Genomic DNA, 23,395 nt, shown 5'->3' on the forward strand with positions numbered 1-23,395 from the left:
CTCAGACCCCCGATCCCGTGCCGGCACCGGTCCCGGCGAAGGCCGTGGTGAACCAGGGGCGGACCGGGGCGAGAGCCGGTGAACCGGGCCATCCGTCGACCGTGGCCAGCAGGCCCCGGTAACGCTCGGCACAGGGTTCCTGCGCCTGGTCCTGCGCCGTGCGGCGGATCGCGGCACGGAAGTCCGGACTCTGGCAGAGCCCGGCGAGCTCCACCCAGGCCTCGACCTGCTCGGGCCCGGGATCGTCCGGGAGTTCGGGCATGACGGACCGCATCAGGGCCACGAACTCGGGATCGGTGTCGAGCCCCTCCAAGGTCTCGTCGATGAAGCCGGACACCAGCCGGTGGCGTTCGGTCCGGGAAAGCGTGGCGAGTCGGTGCATCAGATCCATTTCCATGGTGGTGGGGCCGGTCCTGGCGACCGCGCGGAGCACGGCCCGTCGCAGGCGCCGGTCCGGCGGGATGGTTCTCCGATGGAGGAGAGCACGTCGCTGTCCATGCCCCCAGCGTGACGTCTCTCCCCCCCCGAGGGAGACTCAAGCCGGGTCCCGGACGGGCGTTGCTCAGCCGGTGACGTGGAACTCGTTGCCGCCGGCGTCGAGGAACTCGCCCGGCTCCCCGCCGGATCGGGCGGTCTCCAGGCGCAGCCTGTTCCGCCCCGCCTTCGGCGCCGCGGGCGGTCCCATCACCAGCGAGACCGTGCTGGTGGGAGTCCTGCGGAGCCGGAAGCCCCAAGCGTGCGACTCCACCGCGTTCCAGCCCGCCCGGGGCGGCCAGAAGGCCTCCTGGGCGGGGCGGTCCTCCTCGGCGATGTCGAGGCAGACCGCGACCAGGCCGGAGTCGGCGAGCACGCCCGGGTGTCCCGGCCGCAGCACGCAGAACTCGTTGCCCTCCGGATCGGCCAGCACGTCCCACGGGACGCCCCCCTGGCCGATGTCGGCCCGGGTGGCTCCGAGCGCGAGCAGCCGTGCCACCTCCGCCTCCCAGTCCGGGCCCCCGGCCAGGTCGAGGTGGAGCCGGTTCTTGCCCGCCTTCGGCGCCGCCGCCGGCACGAACCGCAGCCGGAGGCCGTCCGTCAGGCCCCGGGTCGCCTCCTGCCAGAAGCGCTCCATGCGTACGACGTCCAGCGCATCGATCACGATCCCCGTCAGCATCCGTTCCCCCCGGCCCCCGCAACAAGATCAGCCCGCATCCGGACACCCTGCCGACCGGGCGCGCCGAGTACAAGTGGATACTTCTCCCCGGCCGTTGTCCCGACGGGCGCTCATGCCGTCAGGCCGGTCAGCCCGAGCGCGGCCGGACGGGTGTGGAGCCGGGTGAAGTACTCGGTGGCGAGGACGCGGTCCCGCGTCCCGGCCGGGAGGCGGGACAGGATCCCGGGCAGCGCCCGTTCCCGGGCGGCCTCGCTGCGGTGCGCGAGGACCGCGGCCCACTTGGCGCCGAGCCAGGGGCGTACGTCGACCGTGGCGCTGACCAGGTGGTCCGGCACGCTCAGGACGGACTTCCGGGCCCCGGCCAGCAGGGGCGCGAGGTCGGCGACGGCGGAGTGCGGGTGGGTGGCCGCGTACAGGGCGTGGGGCTGCCAGGGGGCGCCCGCCTCCGGGTAGAGGTGCTCCAGCCCGGCGGCGGTCACGGCGAGGGCCGTGACCCGGTGGGTGTGGCGGTGGTCGGGGTGCCCGGTGAGCTGGCCGTACGCGTCGTGGGTGACGACGATCCGCGGCCGGAACCGCCTGAGGTGTCCGACGAGCCGCCCGACGACCTCGTCGAGCGGCGCGTCACAGAGCCGCGGCCGGCCGGGGGCGGAGTCCGGGACCCGGTGGTCGGCGTACCCCAGCAGGCGGGGTTCGCCGGCCCCCAGCGCCGCCAGCGCGTCGGACAGCTCGGCGGCGCGGCGGGTGCCGGGGGCCCAGGTGGTGGTGACGACGGCGGTCCGCGCGCCCGAGGCGGCGTGCTGGGCGAGGACTCCGCCGGCGACGAGGGCCTCGTCGTCGGGGTGGGCGAACACGCCCAGCAGACTGGGCAGGGGCAGGGGCAGGGGCAGGGGCAGGGGCAGGGGCACGGGTACCTCCTCGTGGCGGACCGTCACGGGATGGGGCGCGGCGGGGCGGGGGAGCGGGCGAACCGCTCTCACTCCCGGCCGATTTCGCTGTAGAGCCGGCCCGCGCGGATGCCCTCGATCGCCGTCCGCGCGTACGGGACCACCGGCTCCGGCAGCGCGTCCGCCGGCCACCAGTCCCAGGAGACGCACCGGTCGGGCTCCCGGACCTCGGGCGTTCCGGTCCACCGCCGGGCCCGGAAGACGAACCCGGTCCCGGGCTGGTCCCCGGGCCCGTCGGTGGCCGCGTCGAAGTGATCCCTTCGCCGACTCCGCGCCGTCGCGGTTCCGACGGTGATGGACCACGTGCCCGGGTCGCAGATCCTCTTGTTCGCGTCGCGCAGGTGCAACAGGTAGCGGCCGCGGCTGTCGACCAGCAGCGCGGCGGCACCGCGCGGTTCCTCGGGAACGGTCATCGCGCACTCCTCACGGGGGACGGACCAGGGGAACGGGCTGCGGAACGGACCGTAACGGGCCCGCCCGGGGACGGCCGTCGAACGCACGTCCCAGACCCGCCCGCCGGGCGCGCGGGGCACGGGCCGGCAGCGTTGAAACCCGCTCGAACGGGGCCGGGTCGCCCGACCGGGGGATTGCCGGACGCGCGGGCCGCCGCCACCGCCCGGCGAAATGCCTCGCGCCGCCGTACCCCCACCCCGTACGGTCGCGCCATGACGAGGACCACGCCGCCCAGACCCGTGTCCGTGGAGGCCGTGTTCCCGGAACTGGCCGCCCACCGCGGCCGGACCACCCGCCTGCACCCCCGGCGCGGATCGCCCGGCCCGTACGACAGCCACGTCGGCGGACCGCTGCTCTGGCCGGCCGACGAGCCGTGGCCCCTGTGCCACGAGCCCCACCAGCCCGAGACCGAGGGCCACGCCCCCGACGAGATCCGCGCCGCCCGGGCCGCCGGAACCCGGCCGGAGAGCCGCCCGTGGCCCGCCGCGGGGGCCCCGGCGGGGGGCGGCCCCGTGCCGTTCACGGGACTGGCGCAGCTCTTCCGCCGGGACGTCCCGGGCCTGGCCGCCGGACCCGGCGGCGCCGACCTGGTCCAGCTCCTCCGCTGCCCCCGCACGCACGGCCGGCACCTGGAACGCCGCTACCTCCTGCGGTGGCGGCGCGCCGAGGAGGCCGAGCGCGCGGAACGCCTGCCCGCCGCCCCCGAGCCGGCCCTGCTGCCCTGGGAGCACGAACTGCCCGAGCCGTGCGTCCTGCACCCCGAGGAGGTGGACACCTACCCCTGGGCGGAGGACGACACCCTGCCCGCCCCGCTGATCGCCCGCATCGACGCCTGGGACGACGCCCAGGCCGCGGAACACGGCCCGGACGCCCCCTGCTACCAGTACGACCTGTCGATCCCGCCCGGATGGCGCGTCGGCGGCTACCCCAGCTGGGCGTCCACCGGCCCGATGGACGTCGACTGCACGGCCTGCACGGCCCCGATGCGGCTGCTGCTGACCGCCGAGGGCGGCGAGGCGGACGGCGGCTCGCACAGCTGGCTGCCGCTGGAGGACCGGGACCCGTCCCGGCCGGGCCCGCACGCGCTCCTCCGCGACGACTCGGTCACCGCCCCCACCCGGCTCCGCTTCGGCCGCGACCGCGACCTGCACGTCTTCACCTGCCCGGCCGACCCCGCCCACCCGCCCCAGTGGCTGCTGGCCTAGTTTCCGTACGCTGGCAGCATGCGCACGCGCCCCACGCTGAGCTGGACCCCGACCGAGGACCTGCCGCCCGGCACCACGGACCTCGGCCCCGTCGCCGACGCGCTCGGCGCGGGCGGGGTCCTCGTCCTCACCGGGGCGGGGATCTCCACCGAGTCGGGCATCCCCGCCTACCGCGGCGCGGGCGGGAGCCTCACCCGGCACACCCCCATGACCTACCAGGACTTCACCGCCGGCGACCGGGCCCGCCGCCGCTACTGGGCCCGCAGCCACCTCGGCTGGCGCACCTTCGGCCGCGCCCGCCCCAACGCCGGGCACCGGGCCGTGGCGGCGTTCGGACGGCACGGGCTGCTCGCCGGGGTCATCACCCAGAACGTCGACGGCCTCCACCAGGCCGCCGGCAGCGACCCGGTGGTGGAGCTCCACGGCAGCCTCGCCCGGGTCGTCTGCCTCACCTGCGGCGCCACCGGGACGCGCGGCGACCTCGCCCGCCGGCTGGAGGCGGCCAACCCGGGATTCGAGCCGGTGGCCGCCGCGATGAACCCGGACGGTGACGCCGACCTCACGGACGAGCAGGTCGCGGACTTCCGCGTGGTGCCGTGCGCGGAATGCGGCGGCATCCTCAAACCCGACGTGGTGTTCTTCGGCGAATCCGTCCCGCCGCAGCGGGTCGCACACTGCCGCGCCCTCCTCGAAGGGGCGGCCTCCCTGCTGGTCCTGGGCTCCTCCCTGACGGTGATGTCCGGGCTCCGCTTCGTCCGCGAGGCGGCCCGCGCCGGCAAACCGGTCCTGATCGTCAACCAGGACCCGACCCGCGGCGACCGCGACGCCACCACCCGCATCGCCCTCCCCCTGGGCCCCTCCCTCACCACCGTGGCCACCCGCCTGACCATCCCCGTACCCACCCCGGACACCCCCTAGCCACCGGCCGCAGGAGGCGGGTCCTCACTCCCCGGGCGGGGCCGCGTAGCGGGTGGCGAGTGCGGTGGCGCGGGCTTGGAGGGCGGCGCGGAGGGAGTGCGGGGTCAGGGCCTCGGCCGCCGTGCCGAGCCGCCACAGGGCCCATTCGGCGTGCCGGGAGTCCTGGAAGGTCACCTCCAGCCGTGCCCAGCCGTCGTCCGCGGCGGGTTCTTCCGCGCGGACGGCCAACGCGGTGTCCAGCAGTTCCTCGCGGTGCGCCGGGTCCACCCGTACCCGCACGGCGAGGTGCTCGCTGCCGGAGAGGAACCGCGCGGAGCGCTCCCGCCAGATCCGGTCCAGATCGACCCGGTCCGGCCGCTCGGCGGGCTCGGGCAGCACCTCGGCCGCCGGCATCCGCGACAGCCGGTACGTACGGTCGGCGCCCTCGCGCGCGGCCAGGAGGTAGCTCCGGTCGCGTACGGTGACCAGCCCGATCGGGTCGACCGTACGCCACCGGGGCGCCTCGCCCGTGGCCGCGTAGCGGATGCGCAGCTTCTGCCCCGCCAGCACCGCCCGCCGGACCTCGGTCAACACGGTGCCGGGTATCTCCTCGGCGGCGGAGCGGCGCGAGAGCAGGTCGGTCTCGGGATCGACGAGGAACCGCTGGGCCGCGTCGCTCGCGACGGCCCGGTGGCCCTCGGGCAGCGCGTCGACGACCTTGCGCATGGCCGACGCGAGTGCCGAGCCGAGGCCGAACACCGGCTCGCCGCGCCCCGGTCCGGCGGTCAGCAGGGCGAGGGCCTCGTCGTGGTTGAGCCCGGTGAGCTCGGTCCGGAAGCCGGGCAGCAGCGAGAAGCCGCCGTGCCGGCCGCGCTCGGCGTAGACGGGGACACCGGCCGCGGACAGCGCCTCGATGTCGCGCAGCACGGTGCGGGTGGACACGTCCAGCTCACGGGCCAGGGCGTCCGCGGTCAGCCGACCCCGCTGCCGCAGCAGCAGCACCAGGGAGACCAGCCGGTCGGCGCGCATGCCGGAACCCTAACGGAATACCTGACGGAGGATGTCGTGATTCGCTGCGAGGCTCGTTCCCACGAGGCCGGGGCCGGCGGTTGCCGGGCCGGCGGACTTGTGTGCGTACGAACTTCCAGCGGATCGAATGGAGCTGACGTGGCGATGGAACGAACGGCGGTCAACCCGGTGTCGTGGTCGACGGAACTGGGATTCAACCAGGGGGAGTTGGTCACGGGGCACACCCGGACCCTGTACGTATCCGGGCAGACCGCGATGAGCGCCGACGGCAAGCCGCAGCACGAGGGCGACATGGAGGCGCAGTTGGCGCTGAGCGTCGACAACCTGGAGTCCGTGCTCGCCGAGGCCGGCATGTCCCTGTCGAACCTGATCCGCCTCAACGTCTACACGACCGACGTCGACCTGCTCTTCCGGCACTACGGCGTGCTGGCCGGGCGGCTGGCCGCCGCCCGGGTGGCGCCGGCCAGCACCATGCTCGGGGTGACGCGGCTGGCGATCCCCGGCCTGATGGTCGAGCTGGACGGCACCGCCGTCGCCTGAGGGGGCAGCACCGCCGCCCCCGCGCCTCCGGGACGCGGGGGTGGCGTACGCCTCTCAGGCCGTCGGGTCCCAGTCGCGGAGCTGGTCCCACAGTGCCGCGTCCCCGTCGACCCGCAGGGAGTCCAACGGGATGCGGTCGTAGAGGGCGAGCACCAGCTCGCCGGCCGTGCCGTGGAGGCCGGCCCAGGCCGCTGCCGGGTCCTGGTCCGCCGCTTCGGCGCCGGCCGGCAGGAGGGTGACCCGGGCGCCGGAACCGTCCAGCGTCAGGCGCCAGACGGGGCCCTCGGTGGTGCGGAAGTCGAGGACGGCGGGCTTGTGAGGCCAGGCGGCGGCGGTGGCGACGCAGGTGGTCAGGAACTCCTCGAGACCGTCCAGCGTCACCTCCTCCGGCAGCGGCTGCGGCTCTCCGAGGGCGAGTTGGGCGTCGTAGGTGTGGACCGTGGTCTCCTGGACCCGGTGCCGGGCGACCGTCCCGGCGGTCAGCGGCGACTGCACTTCCTCCCACCACGCCCAGCAGCCGGCGTCGGGGCCCGCCTCCCGCAGTGCGTCCAGCAGCTGCCGCGTCGACTCGTCCAGCCACGCCGCCAGCGCCTCGCGCTCCCGCGGGACGACCAGCGCGGCGCGCGCCTCGGCGGCCCCGGCCGGGGGACCGTCGGCGGGGCCCGCGGCGACGATGGCGGCCCAGAAGCGGTCGCCGCCGCCGAGGTGCCGGACGAGGTCGAACAGCTTCCACTCGGGGCAGCTGGGCACCTGCGCGTCGAGATCGGGCGCGGAGGCCACCACGGCACGGAACGCGGTCGACCGTTCGTCTATGAGCCGCAGGAGGTCGGTGAAGTCAAAAGTGTTTTGCACCGCGCCTGTCTACCACCATGATCAGGTCCTCGGACACCGAATATTCGTCCGGCCCTGGCGTGCGGGGCACCGGTGACCCTGCTGGGAGCCGTCGAGCCGTTCTTCAACTGGCGTTCCCGGTCGGTCCTGATGGAAGAGGCGCAGTACCGCTTCCGGCGGCTCGCCGACGACCTCGAATACCTCGTGGCCTCGACCTCCCCCGAGGAACTCACCTTCGCCCAGCTCGACGAGGTCTTCGGCCGGTACCAGATGATCTGGGACGACCTGGGCCGCACCTGGCTGGAACACCGCCGGGAACCTGCCGCACCGGCCGGCGCCTGACGGACGCGGGGGCGTCCGACGCGCCCTCCGGCCGGACCCCCGGCGGCTACCGTGGGGGGACGACCGCCTGGAGGAGCCGTGAGCGCACAGCCCGAACACGTACCCGCCCCGCACCGGGCCCCCGCGCCCGGCGCCCCGGCCGAACTCCTCGCGGCCCTGCGCGCCGACCGCCGGGGCGAGCGCTGGGTGCCGGCCTTCGAGGAGGAATGGGCGCGGGCGCTGGAGGAGTCCCGCCGCACGTTCTCCCTCGCCGGGCCGTACGAGGTCGTCACCACCTGGCAGGCCCGGCTCGCCTCCGCCCCGCAGGTGGACGCGTTCCTCGGAGCCGGCCACGACGAGAGCGGGTTCGTCGGTCCCGAGGGGCTGCGCGGCCGGCGCCGCTGAGCCGCCGGCGCGGCCTCCCCGCGCAGCCGGTCACGCGCATCCTCTGGGTAGCGCGACCCGTTGGGCCTGAGTAGGACGACTCAGGCGGGCCCGGCGCGCGGCGGCGACCCTGGGAGCACCCACCGCAGCCGCCGCAGCCGCCGTCACGAACGGGAAGAACGCCATGCTCAGCCGTCTCGCCCAACTCCTCGTCCCCACCTTCGGGCACGTCCGCGTCACCACCGAACCCGACGCCCACGTGCCGCCCGGCAGCGTCATCGTCGCCAACCACACCTCCCTCGCCGACCCCGCCGTGGTCCTCGCCGCCCTGCGCCGCTGCGGCGTCGAGCCCGTCGTGATGGCCGCCGCCGGCCTGTGGCGGGCCCCGCTCCTGGGCCGCCTGCTCGTCCGGGAGGGCCACATCCCCGTCCACCGCGGGGACCGGCGGGCCGCCGAGGCGCTCGACCACGCCGCGTCCGCCCTCGCGGCGGGACGCTCGGTGCTCATGTACGCCGAAGGCGGCATCCCCTCCCGCCGCGACGCCGCCGAGGCCGCGCCCCTCGCCTTCCGCAGCGGGCTCGCGCGGCTCGTCGCCCGCACCGGGGCGCCCGTCGTACCGGTGGGCCACGCCGGGGCCCGGCGCATCACCTCCGGAGGCACCGCCAAGCAGGTCGCCGGCCTCGTCACCGCCCCGCTGCGGCGGCCCCGGCTGCACGTCCACGTCGGACGCCCGCTGGAACTGACCGGCGACACCGCCGCCCGCACCCGCCAGGCGCACGAGGCCGTCACCGACGCCTGGCGCACGGCGGCGGCACGGCTGCGCGAGCCCGCCGCCCGCGCCGCGTGACGGCAGCGGAATCCGGCCAATTCCGTTGATCCCGCCAGACGGAGCCGCGCGATCGGTAGCGTCCCGGTACGGAAGATCCGTGCCGCGCCCGGCACCCGACACCAACGGAGAACAGCCATGGCGAACGTGGAAGTGTCACTGAAGGAAGCGATGACCTCGATCGAAGGGGCCCTGGGAGTGGCCCTGGTGGACTACGCCAGCGGGATGGCCCTGGGCACGCTCGGCGGGGGCAAGGACCTGGACCTGACGGTGGCGGCCGCAGGGAACACCGACGTCATCCGGGCCAAGCTGCGCACGATGGAGATGCTCGGCATGCAGGACGACATCGAGGACGTGCTGATCACCCTGGGCGGTCAGTACCACCTGATCCGGATCCGGCGCAGCCGCTCCGGCGGCGGTCTGTTCCTCTACCTGGTCCTGGACCGGGGCCGGTCGAACCTGGCGATGGCCCGCCACCAGCTCAGCCGCATCGAAGCCGAGCTGGAGGTCTAGCCGCGGCGTCCGTCGGGCCCACGCATGCCCATGAGTTGAAGAACTCTTCAACTCGGAACATGTGAAACCAGTCATCATCGGTTCCGCGTGGGCCGACAGGACGCCACGATGGGTGGGGGCGGTGGCCCCCCGCCCGAGCCGGGGTCCGTTCGAAGAGGAGAACAGGAGCGTCGTGGGAATGCAGGTCCCGCTGTACCAGGCCAAGGCCGAGTTCTTCCGGATGCTCGGTCACCCGGTACGCATCCGCGTGCTGGAGCTCCTCCAGGACGGCCCGATGCCCGTACGGGACCTGCTGGCCGAGATCGACGTCGAGGCGTCCAACCTGTCGCAGCAGCTGGGCGTCCTGCGCCGCTCCGGCATCGTCGTCTCCACCCGCGAGGGCTCGACCGTCACGTACGCCCTCGCCGGCGGCGACGTCGCCGAACTCCTGCGCGCCGCACGGCGGATCCTCACGGAGATGCTGGCCGGCCGCAACGCCCTGATCGCCGAGCTGAACGATTCCGACCCCGCCCCGGCCCGCATGTAGCACGGCGGCGGGCAGGGGGAGCGGGGGTGCGGTCCCGACACCCGCACCGACGGGCGGATACGGGGGATGCGGCACCCCTTGCCCCATATTGATCAAGTGAAGCGTCGCGAGTTCATCCTGCTGACCGCCACCGCCGCGGCGGCAGCCGCAGCCGGCCTCCAGGGCTGCGGAGCGCCCGCGGGCGGCCCCGACCGCCCGGCGACCGCCAGGCCGACCGGCGGCGGCGCCCCCGGCTTCGCCAACCCGCTGCGGATCCCGCCCCTGCTGGAACCCGTCGTGGACGGGTCCGGGGTGAAGACCTTCACCCTGACGGCACAGCGGGGCAGGACCGAGTTCCTGCCCGGCAGGCCCGCCCCGACCTGGGGGTTCAACGGGTCCTACCTGGGCCCGACGCTGCGCGCCTCGCGCGGGGACCGGGTCAGGCTGGAGGTCGTCAACCGGCTCGGCGAGGAAACCACCGTCCACTGGCACGGCATGAGGGTTCCGGCCCTGATGGACGGCGGACCCCAGCGGACCATCGCACCGGGCGCCACCTGGACCCCGCACTGGACGGTCGACCAGCCCGCCGCCACCACCTGGTACCACCCCCACCCCCACGGCTACACCGTCCAGCACGTGTACCGGGGCCTGGCCGGGATGTTCCTGCTCGACGACCCGGCATCCCGGGCCCTGGACCTGCCCCGGACCTACGGCGTCGACGACTTCCCCCTGATCGTGCAGGACAAGGTCCTCAACGACGACGGCACCCTGTCCGAGGACGGGCTCGACTCCTCGGTGTTCTTCCTCGGCAACCGGACCCTTGTGAACGGAACCCTCGCCCCCCACCTGGAAGTCGGGACCCGGCGGGTGCGCCTGAGGATCCTCAACGCCTCCAACGCCCGCCTCTTCCACCTCGGGTTCGCCGACGGCCGCGCGTTCCAGGTCGTCGGGGCCGACGCCGGGCTGCTCCCCGCGCCGGTACGGGTGGACCGGATCTCGCTGAGTCCGGCCGAACGGGCCGAGATCGTCGTCGCCTTCTCCCCGGGGGAGAGCGTCGTCATGCGCGGCTTCGGAGGCCGGGACGAGATCGACAAGGGGGACTTCGACCTGCTGGAGTTCATCGCCGCCGAGCGGCTGCGCCCGTCACCGGAGGTGCCCGCCCGCCTGGCGTCGACCCCGCCGATCGAGGTCCCCGCGGGAGCCCGGGTGCGCAGGTTCCGGCTCGACGGGGACGACGCGATCGGCGGCCGCGACTACGACATGGGGCGTATCGACGAGGTCGTGCCGGCCGGGGCCAGGGAGATCTGGGAGGTCGAAGCCCGGGACCACGCGCACAACTTCCACATCCACGAGGTGGCCCTCCGGGTCCTCGACATCGACGGCAGGCAGCCCCCGGCCTGGTACCAGTCGCAGAAGGACACCGTCTTCGTGCCCGCGAAGTCCACGGCGAGGCTCGCCGTCGAGTTCGGCCGCTTCACCGATCCCGTGACGCCCTACATGTTCCACTGCCACATCCTGCGCCACGAGGACCGGGGCATGATGGGGCAGTTCGTGATCGTCGAACCCGGCACGGAAGACCGGGTCTCCCGCACCCTCCCGACCGCTCCGCCCCACGCTGCCGATCCCGCACGCGCCCCGGGGTCGCGGGCCCCGCGGCCACATTTTGTGCACGGGGGCTGACCTTGGGTAACGTTCCCGGGTGTTCCTCTTCCTGAGCGGGCTGGCGGCCTCCACCGCCGCGACGGTCCTGCTGTCGCTGCCGCATCCCGGTCCGGCCCCCGGCCGGGGGCCCGAGGCGTGCGTCCCCTCCGGCCACGACTCCCGGGGACGGTCCTCCGTGGACCACGGGGTCATCGCCTGGGAGGACGACACCGTATTCGACGACGCGCGGGCCCATGCCGTCGGCCAGTGGACCGGCGGCAGCCTCCACAAGGTCGCCTTCCGTCCGGACACGGCATCGGAGATCGCCGACCTGGAGTGGAACGACACCCGGTCGAGCGGCGGCGACTGGAAGAACGTCCTCGCCCGCTGGACCGGCCGCCCGGGGACGGACACCATCACGATGAACCGCCACTACCTCGACGCCGGCGGCACGCGCGGCACGACCGCCCACCGGCGCCGCGTCGCCACCCACGAACTGGGCCACGCGCTGGGGTTCTGCCACAAGAGCACGGAGGCGGGCTCGATCATGTGGGCCGACAACGCGGAGGCCGCCCGCTTCGGCATCGACCGGGTCACCGCCAACGACCGCATCTCCTACCACCGGCTGTGGGGACGGCCGTGAACAGGCTGCTGCTCGCGGCCGCCGTCCCGGCCGCCGCCGCGGCGGCACTCGTCGGCGGGGCCTGGCTGGGCTGGGAGCGGTACCGCGACGCACACACCGAGGGCGAGGCCGTCCACGCCTTCGACACCACCGACCCGCTCCTCGTCGCCCCGGACGCCACCGCCGTGTTCACCGGCACGGTCGTCGAGGACCTCGGCCGCCGCACCGTCGAAGGCCTGCCCTCCGACGCCTACCGGGTGCGCGTCGGGCACGTCCTCAAGGGCAGCGCCTCGGGGGAGGTGCTGGTCAGCCAGAGCGACGAGTCCGCCCACAAGTACCAGGTGGGGCAGACGTACTTCTGGGCGACCAACCCCGCCACCCGCCCCGACGAGGGCGTGGCCCAGCTCTACGACGCCGAACCCCGCCCGGCCACCGCCGCGGACGTGGCCGCCTGGACGGTGGCCGTGGAGCGGACGCGGTAGGGTCCCGGCGGCGGGATCACGCGTCGCACCCGCCCCCTGGCGCCTCGCAGGCCGCCGTGACGGCCGACATCCAGGCGAGGGCGGCCTCCCGCTGCTCCGGGCCCAGCCCCTGCTCCAGCTCGGCCTCCCGGCGGACGACGGCCGGCAGCGCCCGCTCGTAGCGGTCGCTCCCGAGGGCGGTCACGTGCAGCTGGTGCGTCCTGCGGTCGGTGGGGTGCGGGGAGCGGGAGATCAGGCCGTCCCGCTCCAGGGCCGTGAGCATCTCGTTCGCCGCCTGGCGGGTGCTCCCGACCGAACGGGCCAGCTGCGCCACGGACATGCCCGGCGACGCCCTGACCATCATCAGCGTCGCGAACTGCGGGACGGTCAGCCCGAACTCCGCCAGTTCGGCCCCGATCGCCGCCCGCATGCCGAGCCAGGTGTGGCGGACCAGGAAGCTCAGCACCCGGCCCTGGTTCTGCTCGCCCATGGGCGACCTCCGCATTCATGATTGACAGGTACTTGACGACTTGTCACGATGAGGCAACCGTCAGGTACTTGACGATCATACGCCGCGGCCCGCGCCGAACCCGTCCCGAACCCGCCCCGAACCGGAAGCAGTCACGCATGCCATCCGCCACACCACCGACCGCCGCACCCGCGCCGACGCAGGCCCGGTCGCCCCTCCCGCCGGCCCGCCGCCGCCTCGTCCTCGGCGTCCTCGTCTTCTCCCAGCTCCTCATCTGGCTCGACGGAACCATCCTGTCCACGGCCTTCGAGACGCTGTCCGACCCCGTCAGGGGATTAGGGGCCACCCCCGGCCAGCTCCAATGGGCCACGGGCGCCTACACACTGGCCTTCGCCGGCCTGATGTTCACCGGAGGCGCGCTCGGCGACCGCTTCGGCCACCGCAACACCCTCCTGGCGGGCATGGCCCTGTTCGGCGCGGCATCCGTCCTTGCCGCCTACGCGGCCGGCCCCGCCCAGCTCATCGCCGGCCGCGCCGTGATGGGAGCCGGCGCCGCACTGCTCGTCCCGGCCACCATGGCGATGGTCGGCTGGACCTTCGAGCCCGCGCAGCGCCCGGCCGCCTTCGGCACCCTGTCGTCCTTCGCCGGGGTCGGACTCGCGGCCGGGCCGATCCTCGCCGGGGCGCTGCTCGCGGCGTTCTGGTGGGGCTCGGTGTTCCTGGTCAACGTACCGGTGGTCCTCGTCGGCCTCGGTTTCGTCGCGCGCTGCGTCCCCAACTTCCGCAGCCCGCAGGTCCGGCCCCTCGACCCGGCCGGGCTGCTCCTGTCCACGAGCGGCCTCGGCCTTCTCGCGTACGGCCTGATCCGGGCCGGCCAGGACGCGTCCTTCGCCCACCCGGGCGTCTGGGGCAGCACCGCCGCGGGCATCGGCCTGCTCGGCGCGTTCGTCGTCGCGGAGCTGCGGACCGCCCACCCGGGCTTCGACCCCCGGCTGCTGGCCCAGCGCGGGTTCGCCACCGGGAACCTGACCCTGATGCTGGTCTTCCTGACCCTGACGTCCGGATCGTTCTACCTCGCCTTCTACCTCCAGGGCGCCCGCCACTACTCGGCCTTCGAGGCCGCGCTGCTCGGGCTCCCCGCCGCGCTCGGAGTGGTCGTCGGCTCGCCGGTCGCCGTCCGGCTGGCCCGCCGCACCTCCGTACGGCTCGTCTCCTCCGTCTCGCTCGCCGTGGCGGCCCTGGCCATGGCGGCTCCGGCGCTCTTCGGGGCGACCACGCCGATCGCCTGGTACACCGCGGTGATGGCGGTCCAGGGCACCGCCGTCGGCATGGTCATCGCACCCGTCACGGGCGCGGTACTCGGCTCCCTGCCGCTGGAACGCGCCGGCGCCGGCAGCGCCGTCAACAGCGCCCTGCGCCAGACCGGCAGCGTCCTGGGCATCGCGGCCGGCGGCACGATCACCTCGATCGTCTACCGGCGCGCGATCGAAGGCTCCCTGACCGGCCTCCCGGACGACGTACGAGCCCCGGCCCGGGTCTCGGCGGAGCTGGCCCGGCACGTGGCGGCCGCCACGCACGACGCCCGGCTCGCCGGGGCGGCCGACGCCGCGTTCTTCCACGCCATGCACGTCGGCGCGCTCTGGACGGCCGGCTTCGCCCTCGCCGGCGCGGTGGTCCTGGCCGTCGGCTTCCGCCCGGACCCGCACCGCACCCCGTCCGCCGAGCAGTAGGCCGCCCGCCCGCCCGGGCCGTGTCCGGGCCTGGGCACGGCCTGGCCGTGTGGTCCCGCTGCTCCGGACGGCCCACCGCTGCGGCACGGCCCCAGTGGATCACGCCCGCCCTGTGCTCGGGTGGCCCCGTGCGAACCGGCTGCTCCCGCCGCTCCGCCACGTGTCCCACGGCGCCGGGCGGCCACGCGCGGCCGGCGGCCCTCCCCACGGCAGGAGAACGCAATGAACCCCCTCCGCTCACGCTGCGCGGCGGCCGCCGCAACGCTGCTCGCCTCGGTGGCCCTCGGCTCCCTCGCCCCCTCGTCCGCCGCCTCCCAGCCGCGCGAACTGGTGGTCCCCTCGGCCGCGTACCCCACCGTCCAGTCCGCGGTGGACGCCGCCGGCCCGGGGGACCGCATCGCGCTGCGTCCCGGCGTCTACCGGGAGCAGGTGACGATCCGCAAGGACCTGACCCTCACGGGGGCGGGCGCGGGCAGGACCACCATCCTCGCCCCCGGGCAACTGGTGCAGGGCCCCGACGGCCGCAACTCGATCGTCTCCCTCGACAACGCGGCGTCCGTGAAGATCTCCCGCCTGTCGGTGAGCGGGCCGGGATCCGGCACCTGTGACGAGGGTGCGCTCGGAGCGGGCATCCGGGTCCTGGGCGGAGCGCACCTGGACCTGAGCCACGCGGCGGTGAGCCACATCAAGGACACGCCGATGGCCCCCTGCTTCCGGAGCGCCAGCGCCGTCCTCATCGGGGACTTCCCCGTCGGCGCCGGATCCGCGGACATCCGGGACTCCCGGATCACGGACTACCAGGGTTCCGGCATCGTCGTGCTCGGCGCCGACTCGAAGGCCACCGTCCTGCGCAACGTCGTCACCGGGCAGAAGACCATCTCCACCGACGGCATCGAGTACGTCGAGGCCACCGGCCGGGCCGAGGGGAACACGGTGAGCGACAACGCCTGCCGCGAGCCGGACGAGGGGTGCGGCACCGACTTCTTCACCGAGACCCAGCACGCGGGCATCCTCGCGAACACGGGCGTCACGGTCACCGGGAACCGCCTCGTGGGCAACCAGCTGGGCCTCTACGCCTTCGGGGTGATGGAGACCCGCCACAACACCTTCATCGACAACGAGTACTTCGCGATGGCCTTCCAGGACGGCAGGTTCACCGCGGTCAAGGACGTCGTCCGGGGCGGCGGGGGAGGGGTCGCGGCCATCGCGTCGGTCGTCGACACCACCGTCCGGCTGGACCAGGTGAAGATCACGAAGGTGACGGGGGACCGCATCCGCACCTTCGAGGACGGCGGCTTCACCGCAACGGTGACCACCACCGGACACTAGGGGGCGTCTGTCGCGCCGCGCCGCGCACCGGCCGACGGAGTCACGCTCCGAGCGCTGCGCAGGCCGCGTCGAGGAAGCCCTCCGGCAGGTCCGTCCCCGCCCGGGTCCAGCCGTGCGGACTGACCGCCTCGGCGGCTTCCTCGACCGCCTGGCCCGCGCTCGCGGGGTCCTCCGCGGGCAGGCCGAGCGCGACCACCGCCCATGACGCCAGCCCGGCGACGTCCAGGTACTGCCACCATTCGGCGTCGTCCCATCCCAGGCGCTCGGTGGCCCCGTCGGCCCATGCCGTGCGGTAGAGCGAGCCGAGAGCGGCCCGCGGGTCGGCCGGGGAGGCCTCGACGGCGTTCCGTACGGCCCGCAGGAGCGCCAGTTCCGTCGCCCAGGGATGCCGGGCGAAGAACTCCAGGTTCTGGCGGAGGGTGGAGCGGAACGCCCGCCCCCGGCCGCGGTTCCACTGTCCGGCCGGAGTCCACAGGCCGGCCGGGCCCGGGCCCAGCCCCGCGGCCCGCGCGTCCGCCGCGACGTCGCCGAGCAGCGCGTCGCGCCAGCCGAGCCCGTACGCCGTCGCCGCGCCGACGAGTGCGTGGACCTGCACGTCCGTGGCCGGCGCGTCGAGGAGGGCGTCGTCACAGCCGCCCCACAGCACGGCCACCGCAGCGGTGACCGCCTCCGCGGAGCGTGCGTGCAGCTCGGCCGCGGGCACGCGGGTCCAGGGGAGCAGGGCCAGATGGGTCCGGTCCCACAGCTCCCGCACGGTCACGGCCTCCGGCACGGCACGGCTCCTCGTCGATCGGAATGTCACGTATGACGCGCCCGGCGCGGTGTGACGGGGTGTTGCACGCCAAGGGATACCAGTACCGCGAGGTGCGGCGTAGCACCGAACGGTCGTCGTACGGATGCGCAACACACCCTTTCTGCTTAGTTTTGCTTTGCGTCACGAAAGGTCTCATGTACCCGTTCTGTCCCTGCCAGGAAGGTCTCCCATGAAGCGACTCCCCGTGATCGGAGTGCTCTGCGTCAGCGCGGTGCTCGGACTCGCCGCCTGCTCCGACAGCAGCGACGACAACTCGGCCGCCGAGCAGGCCACCCAGGCCGCGGCCGACCTCTGCACGGACCTGAACGCCCTGAAGGCCGACAACGCCAAGCTGAAGGCCCTCAACCCGGCAACCGCGACCAAGGACCAGGTCAAGGACGCCTACGAGGCCGTCCAGAAGGACTGGGAGAACGTCAAGGGGAACATCTCCGAGCTCAAGCAGGCGGAGCAGGACGCGGTCAAGCAGGCCGCCGAGAACCTGAAGAAGGGCTACGAGGACCTGCCGGGCGACACCACCGGCAAGGACGCCGTCACCCAGCTCCAGCCGCAGATCCAGTCACTGGACCAGGCCTCGACGGCGGCCGCCACCGGCCTCAAGTGCTGACGGCCCGCTGACCGGCCGCACCGCTCTCGAACCGCCCCGGCCCGGCCCGGCACACGACGTGCCGGGCCGGGCCGGGCGTTCAGAAGTCCCAGCTCTGGCTGCGCGCGCCGTTGCAGCCCCAGCTCACCAGGAGCTGCCCGTTCTCCGGACGGCCCGCCAGGATGTCCAGGCACTTCCCGTTCACCCGGTTGCGGATCTCGCCGCCGTTGCGGAACCACTTCTGGTGCAGCCCGCCGTTGCAGTCCCACATGCCCACGGAGCCCTGGTCCCCCAGGTGGGGGCCGTAGATCTCCAGACACTTCCCGTTCATGGCGGAACGGATCTGCTCGCCGTCCCAGCGCCACTGCTGGTTGGTGTTCCCGGTGCAGTCCCAGGTCACGGTGGAGGCCCCGTTCTCCTGGTGGAACATGAAGATGTCGGCACACCTGCCGTTCAGGTTGGACTTGAGCAGCGGCGCCGCGGCGAACGCGGGCGTGCCCGTCCACGGGGCGCCCGCCAGCAGACCGGTGACCGCGGCCAGCAGCATCACTCGTCGCACAGACCTCATGGTTCTCCTTCGTCTCGCCTTTGCGCGGTTGCGCTGGACCCTGTCTAGCGACCGGCCGATGTCCGGCGCCGGGAGGTGGGTTCCGGACATCAAAAGCTGGACAATCACCATCCGTCACGGCTGCTGCACAGCGAGCGAAGGAAGTCCATGCCCCGTCCCGAACGCCCGCTCGACCCGGGCGCCGGTCCGCTGCCACGGTTCGCCGCCGACCTGCGCACCCTGCGCGAGGAAGCGGGACGCCCGCCCTACCGGGCACTGGCCAGACGGGCGCACTACTCCTCCACGACCCTCTCGGACGCCGCCGGCGGACACACCCTGCCGAGCCTCGCCGTCACCCTCGCGTACGTGGAAGCCTGCCGGGGGGACCGCCGGGCGTGGGAGACCCGCTGGCACGAGACGGCCGCCGAACTCGCCGCGAGCGCACCGGCACGGGAGCACCCCGGCACGGCCGGCCGGCAGAGCGCACCGTACGCGGGGCTCTCGGCCTTCCAGCCGGAGGACGCCGACCGGTTCTTCGGACGCGAGCGGCTGACCGGCGACGTGCTCGCGAAGGTCCGTGAACGCCGCTTCCTGGCCGTGTTCGGGCCGTCCGGATCGGGCAAGTCCTCCCTGCTGCGCGCGGGCCTCGTCGCCCGTGCCCGGGCGGACGGGTGGCCGGTGACCCTGTTCACCCCCGGCCCGCACCCCCTGGAGGAGTGCGCCGTCCACCTCGCCGCGGCGACCGGAGACGCCCCCCGCGCCCTGCTGGCCGAGCTGTCGGCCGATCCCGCGTCCCTGCACCTGCGGATGCGGCAGGCCACGGCCGGCCGGACGCCGGGAACCGACGCGCTGATCGTGGTCGACCAGTTCGAGGAGGTCTTCACCCTCTGCCGGGACCCGGACGAACGGGACGCGTTCATCACCCTGCTGACCACCGCCGCCACCGCGCGGACCAGCCGGACCCGGGTGGTCCTCGGCGTACGCGCCGACTTCTACGCCCACTGCGTCCAAAGCCCCCGGCTGGTCGAGGCCCTGCACGACGCGCAGATCGCGGTCGGCCCGATGAGCAGCCGGGAACTGCGCGAGGCCATCACCCGGCCCGCCGCGCTCGCCGACTGCACGGTGACCGGCGCGCTGCTGGCGGCGGTGGTCGCGGACGCGACCGGGCAGCCGGGCGCACTGCCGCTGGTCTCGCACGCGATGGCCGAGACCTGGCACCGCCGCAGCGGCAGCCGCCTCACCCTGGACGGCTACCTCGCCGCCGGCGGCATCCGCCACGCGCTCGCCCACACCGCCGAGGCCGCCTACCGGTCGCTGTCCCCGGTACAGCAGGACCTCGCCAGATCGCTGTTCCTCCGCCTGACCGCGCTGGGCGACGGCACCGAGGACACCCGTCGCCGGATCACCAGGGACGAACTCGACCCGGGCCCCGACACCTCCCACGTCCTCGAATCCCTCGCCCGGCAGCGGCTCGTGACCCTCGACCAGGGCTGCGTGGAGATCACCCACGAGGCGGTCATCCGCTGCTGGCCCAGGCTGCGCGGCTGGCTGACCGAGGACCGGGACCGGCTGCTCCTGCACCGCGGGCTCACCGAAGCCACCGCCGCCTGGGAGGCTCAGGACCGGGACCCGCACGCCCTGTACCGGGGCGCCCGGCTGGCCGCCGCACGCGACCTCGACACCGCGGACGGCGGCCCGCTGACCGCCCGGGAGCGTTCCTTCCTCGACGCGAGCCGGCGGGCCGAGGCCGACGAGTCGGCGGCGGCCCGACGACGCACGTCACGCCTGCGGCAGCTGGTCACCCTGCTCACCGTGCTGGTGGCCGTCACGGCGACCGCGGGCGTGCTGGCCGTCGACTCGCGCACCTCGGCCATCCGCCAGCGCAACGTGGCGATCGCGCGCAAGGCCGCCGCGGACGCGGCCGAGGTACGCCGGAACGACCCCGCGCTCGCCGCCCAGCTGAACCTGGCCGCGTACCGGCTGGCGGCCACCGGCGACGTCCGCGACCAGCTCCTCAGCGCGTTCGCGGAGCCCTACACCGGGCGGCTCACCGGCCACCGCTCGGACGTCGTGTCGGTCTCCTTCGCCCCGCGGGGCACCGTCCTCGCCACCGCGAGCTGGGACCGCACCGTACGCCTGTGGGACACCGCCGACCCCCACCACCCCGTCCCGCTGGCCGTCCTGCACCGGCCGGAGCAGATGCGGTCGGTGGCGTTCGGCGAGGGCGGCCGCGTCCTGGCCGCCGCGGGGGAGCGTTCGGTACGGCTGTGGAGCACGGCGGACCGGCGCGCGCCCGCCGAGCTGGGCACCCTGCCCGACCAGGGCCCCGCGCCGACCTGGGTGGCGTACGGGACCGGCGGCACCCTCGCCACCGGCCACGCCGACGGCACGGCACGGCTGTGGAACGCGGCCGACCCCGCCGCACCGCACCTGCTCGCCACCCTGCCCGGCCACACCGGGGCGGTCACATCGGTGGCGTTCGCCCCGGACGGCCGCACCCTGGCCACGACCGGCGACACCACCGCCAGACTGTGGGACGTCACCGCGCCCGCGGATCCGCAGCTCCGCACCGTCCTGCGCGGACACACCGACACCGTGGCCTCGGCGGCCTTCGGCCCCGACGGCCGGACCCTGGCCACCGGCGGCTGGGACCACGCCGTCCGGGTCTGGGACATCGCGGGCGGCCCGGGGCGCCTGCCGGCCGTGCTGCCCGGGCATCCCGCGATCGTCTGGTCGGTGGCCTTCGCGCCGGACGGCCGCACCCTCGCCTCGGTGGGCGGATCCACCCAGCTCTGGGACCTCGCCACCCCCGCGGCGCCGAAGCGGATCGGCACGGTCCAAGGCGGCGCCTACCAGGCCGCGTTCCGCCCGGACGGACGCCTGCTCGCCAACTCGGACCGGCTCCTGGACCTGCGCGACCTGTCGCTCGCGACCCACGAGGACGTGGTCACCTCCGTGGCGTTCGGCCCCGGCGGACGCCTGCTGGCCAGCGCGAGCTGGGACGGCACCGCCAGGCTCTGGCAGGTCACCTCAGGCCGGTCCCTGCGGCCGCTGTCCGTCCTGCCGGGGCACACCAGGTTCGTCCGGTCCGTGTCGTTCGGTCCCGACGGCCGCACCCTCGTGACGGCCGGTGAGGACGGCACCGTCCGGGTCTGGGACCTGACCGACCCGCGCAGACCACGCCAGACCTCCGTCCTCACCCCCGGCGGCGGCGAAGTCGCCGGCGCCCGCTTCGGACCGCACGGCCGCCTGCTCGCGGTGTGGGCACAGCGCACCGCCGGACTGTGGGACCTGACCGACCCGGCCCGCCCCCGCAAGCTCGGCCGGATCGGCGAGGACGGCGGGCCGGAGATCACGACGGCCTCGTTCCGGCCGGACGGCCGCACCCTGGTGACGGGGAGCGGGGACACCGGTCCGCTGCGGTTCTGGGACGTCACGGACCCGCGCAGCCCCCGGGAACGGCCGTCCCCGCTGCGCTCCGAACCGCTGACCGCGGGCGTCTTCAGCCCCGACGGCCGGCGACTGGCCGCCTTCCACCGGACGGACCGCACGGTGTGGCTGGTCGACGTCGACGGCAGCGGCCGCCCCGCGGGAACCAGGCGGCTGCCGGCGCCGGGCTCCTGGCTCTACACGCTCGCCTTCGCCCCGGACGGCCGTCGGCTCGCGGCCGGCGCCGCCGACGGCAAGGCCCTGCTGTGGGACCTGGCCGGCGCGGCCGCTCCCACCGCCCTCACCGGCCACACGAACCCCGTACCCGCCGTGGCGTTCGCCCCGGACGGCGAGACCCTCGCCACCGGCGGCAACGACTTCACCGTCCGCCTGTGGGACACCGCCCCGGACCGGGTCGCCGCCCGCGTCTGCGACAGCGCCCACCCCCGGATCACCAGGGCCCAGTGGGAACGCTACTTCCCGGCCGTCGGCTTCACCCCGCCCTGCCCCGCCGCCTGAGCCCGACCGACCGCCGGCCCGGTACCGTCACGGCGCCGGGTCGGCCGTCTCCCACGCCGCCATCTGCTCCCGGAACTTCGGGCACCTGACGATGTCCTCCTCCCCGCACCTGAGGGCGTGCGTCAGCAGCTGGTGGGCGTGGTCGAGGTCGACCCTACGCTGCTCGATCTCACCGATCTTGGCGCGGATCATCGCCTCCCTGTGCGGTTGCTCTCGCTGGAACTCGCCGATCTCGACCAGGGTCAGCCCGGCCTGCTGGCAGGTGCGCAGCACCGTGATCCGCTCGGCGGCCTCCGGCGGGTAGCGCCGCTGCCCGCCCACGCGCTCGGGCTGCGGCAGCAGGCCGTGGCGCTCCCAGTACCGGATGGCCGAAGCCGGGACCCCGGTGATCTCCGAGAGTCGTCCGATCGTCATCCGCGCGTTTCGCTCCACCCCGTGCTCCTCTCCCGCCCGCCGGGCCCGCCGCACCCGGCATTTGACTTGAACCTTAGTTCAAGTTGAAGAGTGGTCGGCACGAGGACAGCGGCGAACGAGCGCCCGCTGGCAGCACACTTGGAGACACCCATGAACGACGCGCACGTACGCGAGGAGCGGGCCGAACAGCTGGCACGGGCCGCGGCGGAACTGTTGGAGGCGGGGGTGATGTCCCACTCCGGACACGCCAATCTCAGCGCCCGGCTCGACGGCGAACGCCTCCTGCTGACCCCGGGGTTCGTCCGCGGGCTGCGCCCCGGGCAGCTGGCGACCGTCGGTTTCGACGGACGGGTCCTCGACGGCGAGCTGCAGTCCGTCAGCGCCGAGATCATCGCCATGCACAGCACGGTGTACCGGGCCCGGCCCGAGGTGGGCGCCGTCATCCACACCCACTCGCCGGCCGCCACCGCCTTCGCCGTGGCCCACCGGCCGCTGCCCTGCCGCACCGAGCCGCTGCTGCGCTTCGGACAGGCCGAGGACGTCCCCGTGGTCCCCTGGGGGCCGCGCGGGTCGGACGTCTCCGTACGCGGCATCGCCGAGGTGCTGGAGCGCTGCCCGACCACGGCCGCCGTCCTGCTGGCCAACCACGGCCTGCTGGCCTTCGGCCCGGACGCGGCGGCCACCGCCCGCCTGGTGGTGGCCGTCGAGGAGAGCGCCGAGGCCGAGATCGCCGCCGCGGCGATCGGCGGCGCCGTGGACTTCCCCCCGGGCGCCCTGGAAGCCGTCCGCGCCGCGATCGTACGGGCCGCCCGGTGACGCGGGAGACGGAGGCCGCCCGCGCGGAGGCGGTGCGCGACCGCTACCGCTCGACCCTCGGGGCCGTTCCCGGCGGGGTGCAGGAGCGGCTGCGCCTGGCCGGGGAGTTCGGCAGGCTGCCCACCGAGGAGGCCCTCGCCGCCCTGCGCCACATCGTGCTGACGGACGGACCGCTGGGCCCGCGGGTGCAGCAGCTCGTCCACTTCGGGCAGCTGCTGGCCCTCGGCCGGGCCGGACCCGCCCGCATCCACGCCCGCGGCGCCCTCCGCGCCGGAGCCGACGTGGCCGAGCTCATCGGCGTCGCCGAGACCGCGCTCATCACCGCGGGCGTCCCGGCGTACGCACTCGGGACCGAGATCATCGCCGAACTGCTGCCGGAGGAAGGACACGGGCCGTCGGCGGCGGGGTGAACCGCGGACG

General features: G+C 74.7%; 27 protein-coding genes. 17 read left to right on the forward strand and 10 right to left on the reverse strand.

Annotated features, from left to right (window positions below; translation table 11 throughout):
- Window position 1 precedes the first annotated feature (1 nt).
- From ACIPW5_RS10315 to ACIPW5_RS10330, 4 genes are all read right to left on the reverse strand, one after another.
- Window positions 2-382, reverse strand: a complete 381-nt coding sequence (locus ACIPW5_RS10315) for a hypothetical protein (RefSeq protein WP_401243017.1) — start codon at window positions 380-382, stop codon at window positions 2-4.
- A 180-nt stretch (window positions 383-562) separates the two neighbouring features.
- Entirely contained in the window at window positions 563-1,153 is a 591-nt protein-coding gene (locus tag ACIPW5_RS10320; RefSeq protein ID WP_401243019.1) for a VOC family protein, read from the reverse strand.
- 110 nt (window positions 1,154-1,263) lie between these two features.
- The gene (locus ACIPW5_RS10325) at window positions 1,264-2,058 is read right to left on the reverse strand and encodes a PIG-L deacetylase family protein (RefSeq protein WP_401243022.1); all 795 of its coding nucleotides are present in this window, start codon (window positions 2,056-2,058) and stop codon (window positions 1,264-1,266) included.
- Between the two features lie 68 nt (window positions 2,059-2,126).
- The gene (locus tag ACIPW5_RS10330; RefSeq protein ID WP_401243024.1) at window positions 2,127-2,510 is read right to left on the reverse strand and encodes an NUDIX hydrolase; all 384 of its coding nucleotides are present in this window, start codon (window positions 2,508-2,510) and stop codon (window positions 2,127-2,129) included.
- 252 nt (window positions 2,511-2,762) lie between these two features.
- Between ACIPW5_RS10330 and ACIPW5_RS10335 the strand changes: the two genes are divergently transcribed.
- Complete coding sequence (locus ACIPW5_RS10335; RefSeq protein ID WP_401243027.1) at window positions 2,763-3,755, forward strand: hypothetical protein; 993 nt, start codon at window positions 2,763-2,765, stop codon at window positions 3,753-3,755.
- An 18-nt stretch (window positions 3,756-3,773) separates the two neighbouring features.
- Window positions 3,774-4,673, forward strand: coding sequence for an NAD-dependent protein deacetylase (locus ACIPW5_RS10340; RefSeq protein WP_401243029.1), 900 nt, complete (start codon window positions 3,774-3,776; stop codon window positions 4,671-4,673).
- Between the two features lie 24 nt (window positions 4,674-4,697).
- On the opposite strand, the gene ACIPW5_RS10345 is transcribed toward ACIPW5_RS10340, so the two are convergent.
- Window positions 4,698-5,681, reverse strand: a complete 984-nt coding sequence (locus ACIPW5_RS10345; protein WP_401243032.1) for a helix-turn-helix transcriptional regulator — start codon at window positions 5,679-5,681, stop codon at window positions 4,698-4,700.
- A gap of 144 nt (window positions 5,682-5,825) precedes the next feature.
- Between ACIPW5_RS10345 and ACIPW5_RS10350 the strand changes: the two genes are divergently transcribed.
- A complete protein-coding gene (locus tag ACIPW5_RS10350) occupies window positions 5,826-6,221 on the forward strand; it encodes a RidA family protein (protein ID WP_401243150.1) in 396 nt (131 codons plus the stop codon).
- A 54-nt stretch (window positions 6,222-6,275) separates the two neighbouring features.
- Here ACIPW5_RS10350 and ACIPW5_RS10355 read toward each other — a convergent pair whose 3' ends face one another.
- Entirely contained in the window at window positions 6,276-7,073 is a 798-nt protein-coding gene (locus ACIPW5_RS10355) for a maleylpyruvate isomerase family mycothiol-dependent enzyme (RefSeq protein ID WP_401243033.1), read from the reverse strand.
- Window positions 7,074-7,145: 72 nt separating this feature from the next.
- Between ACIPW5_RS10355 and ACIPW5_RS10360 the strand changes: the two genes are divergently transcribed.
- From ACIPW5_RS10360 to ACIPW5_RS10395, 8 genes are all read left to right on the forward strand, one after another.
- A complete protein-coding gene (locus tag ACIPW5_RS10360; protein ID WP_401243036.1) occupies window positions 7,146-7,394 on the forward strand; it encodes a hypothetical protein in 249 nt (82 codons plus the stop codon).
- Window positions 7,395-7,472: 78 nt separating this feature from the next.
- Window positions 7,473-7,778, forward strand: coding sequence for a DUF6247 family protein (locus tag ACIPW5_RS10365; RefSeq protein WP_401243039.1), 306 nt, complete (start codon window positions 7,473-7,475; stop codon window positions 7,776-7,778).
- Window positions 7,779-7,941: 163 nt separating this feature from the next.
- The gene (locus ACIPW5_RS10370; protein ID WP_401243040.1) at window positions 7,942-8,604 is read left to right on the forward strand and encodes a lysophospholipid acyltransferase family protein; all 663 of its coding nucleotides are present in this window, start codon (window positions 7,942-7,944) and stop codon (window positions 8,602-8,604) included.
- A 117-nt stretch (window positions 8,605-8,721) separates the two neighbouring features.
- Window positions 8,722-9,096: a hypothetical protein gene (locus ACIPW5_RS10375; protein ID WP_007261943.1), complete on the forward strand. Its 375-nt coding sequence runs from the start codon at window positions 8,722-8,724 to the stop codon at window positions 9,094-9,096.
- Between the two features lie 178 nt (window positions 9,097-9,274).
- Window positions 9,275-9,622 carry an ArsR/SmtB family transcription factor gene (locus ACIPW5_RS10380; RefSeq protein ID WP_401243043.1) on the forward strand — a complete coding sequence of 116 codons (348 nt, stop codon included), beginning with the start codon at window positions 9,275-9,277 and terminating at the stop codon, window positions 9,620-9,622.
- A gap of 96 nt (window positions 9,623-9,718) precedes the next feature.
- The gene (locus tag ACIPW5_RS10385; RefSeq protein WP_401243044.1) at window positions 9,719-11,281 is read left to right on the forward strand and encodes a multicopper oxidase family protein; all 1,563 of its coding nucleotides are present in this window, start codon (window positions 9,719-9,721) and stop codon (window positions 11,279-11,281) included.
- A gap of 19 nt (window positions 11,282-11,300) precedes the next feature.
- The gene (locus ACIPW5_RS10390; protein ID WP_401243046.1) at window positions 11,301-11,885 is read left to right on the forward strand and encodes a hypothetical protein; all 585 of its coding nucleotides are present in this window, start codon (window positions 11,301-11,303) and stop codon (window positions 11,883-11,885) included.
- A complete protein-coding gene (locus ACIPW5_RS10395) occupies window positions 11,882-12,346 on the forward strand; it encodes a hypothetical protein (protein WP_401243048.1) in 465 nt (154 codons plus the stop codon). Before ACIPW5_RS10390 ends, ACIPW5_RS10395 begins: the two co-directional genes overlap by 4 nt.
- A gap of 16 nt (window positions 12,347-12,362) precedes the next feature.
- Here ACIPW5_RS10395 and ACIPW5_RS10400 read toward each other — a convergent pair whose 3' ends face one another.
- Window positions 12,363-12,815, reverse strand: a complete 453-nt coding sequence (locus ACIPW5_RS10400; protein ID WP_401243051.1) for a MarR family winged helix-turn-helix transcriptional regulator — start codon at window positions 12,813-12,815, stop codon at window positions 12,363-12,365.
- Window positions 12,816-12,952: 137 nt separating this feature from the next.
- On the opposite strand from ACIPW5_RS10400, the gene ACIPW5_RS10405 reads away from it, so the two are divergent.
- Both ACIPW5_RS10405 and ACIPW5_RS10410 read left to right on the forward strand, forming a co-directional pair.
- On the forward strand, window positions 12,953-14,524 hold the full coding sequence (locus ACIPW5_RS10405; RefSeq protein WP_401243054.1) for an MFS transporter: 1,572 nt from the start codon (window positions 12,953-12,955) through the stop codon (window positions 14,522-14,524).
- 222 nt (window positions 14,525-14,746) lie between these two features.
- Entirely contained in the window at window positions 14,747-15,853 is a 1,107-nt protein-coding gene (locus ACIPW5_RS10410) for a nitrous oxide reductase family maturation protein NosD (protein WP_401243057.1), read from the forward strand.
- A gap of 40 nt (window positions 15,854-15,893) precedes the next feature.
- On the opposite strand, the gene ACIPW5_RS10415 is transcribed toward ACIPW5_RS10410, so the two are convergent.
- Window positions 15,894-16,625, reverse strand: a complete 732-nt coding sequence (locus ACIPW5_RS10415) for a hypothetical protein (protein WP_401243059.1) — start codon at window positions 16,623-16,625, stop codon at window positions 15,894-15,896.
- A 211-nt stretch (window positions 16,626-16,836) separates the two neighbouring features.
- Here ACIPW5_RS10415 and ACIPW5_RS10420 point away from each other — a divergent pair, with 211 nt between their 5' ends.
- Window positions 16,837-17,271 carry a type IV pili methyl-accepting chemotaxis transducer N-terminal domain-containing protein gene (locus ACIPW5_RS10420; RefSeq protein WP_401243061.1) on the forward strand — a complete coding sequence of 145 codons (435 nt, stop codon included), beginning with the start codon at window positions 16,837-16,839 and terminating at the stop codon, window positions 17,269-17,271.
- Between the two features lie 79 nt (window positions 17,272-17,350).
- On the opposite strand, the gene ACIPW5_RS10425 is transcribed toward ACIPW5_RS10420, so the two are convergent.
- On the reverse strand, window positions 17,351-17,818 hold the full coding sequence (locus ACIPW5_RS10425; protein WP_401243063.1) for an RICIN domain-containing protein: 468 nt from the start codon (window positions 17,816-17,818) through the stop codon (window positions 17,351-17,353).
- Between the two features lie 147 nt (window positions 17,819-17,965).
- Here ACIPW5_RS10425 and ACIPW5_RS10430 point away from each other — a divergent pair, with 147 nt between their 5' ends.
- A complete protein-coding gene (locus ACIPW5_RS10430) occupies window positions 17,966-21,745 on the forward strand; it encodes a hypothetical protein (RefSeq protein WP_401243065.1) in 3,780 nt (1,259 codons plus the stop codon).
- 27 nt (window positions 21,746-21,772) lie between these two features.
- On the opposite strand, the gene ACIPW5_RS10435 is transcribed toward ACIPW5_RS10430, so the two are convergent.
- The gene (locus ACIPW5_RS10435) at window positions 21,773-22,159 is read right to left on the reverse strand and encodes a MerR family transcriptional regulator (RefSeq protein WP_401243068.1); all 387 of its coding nucleotides are present in this window, start codon (window positions 22,157-22,159) and stop codon (window positions 21,773-21,775) included.
- Between the two features lie 150 nt (window positions 22,160-22,309).
- Here ACIPW5_RS10435 and ACIPW5_RS10440 point away from each other — a divergent pair, with 150 nt between their 5' ends.
- Window positions 22,310-22,975: a class II aldolase/adducin family protein gene (locus ACIPW5_RS10440; RefSeq protein ID WP_401243071.1), complete on the forward strand. Its 666-nt coding sequence runs from the start codon at window positions 22,310-22,312 to the stop codon at window positions 22,973-22,975.
- On the forward strand, window positions 22,972-23,385 hold the full coding sequence (locus ACIPW5_RS10445) for a carboxymuconolactone decarboxylase family protein (RefSeq protein WP_401243072.1): 414 nt from the start codon (window positions 22,972-22,974) through the stop codon (window positions 23,383-23,385). The genes ACIPW5_RS10440 and ACIPW5_RS10445 overlap by 4 nt, the downstream gene beginning before the upstream one ends.
- The last annotated feature ends 10 nt before the right edge of the window (window positions 23,386-23,395 follow it).

It is taken from the genome of Streptomyces sp. NPDC090077 (assembly GCF_044747545.1).
Classification (GTDB): Bacteria; Actinomycetota; Actinomycetes; order Streptomycetales; family Streptomycetaceae; genus Streptomyces.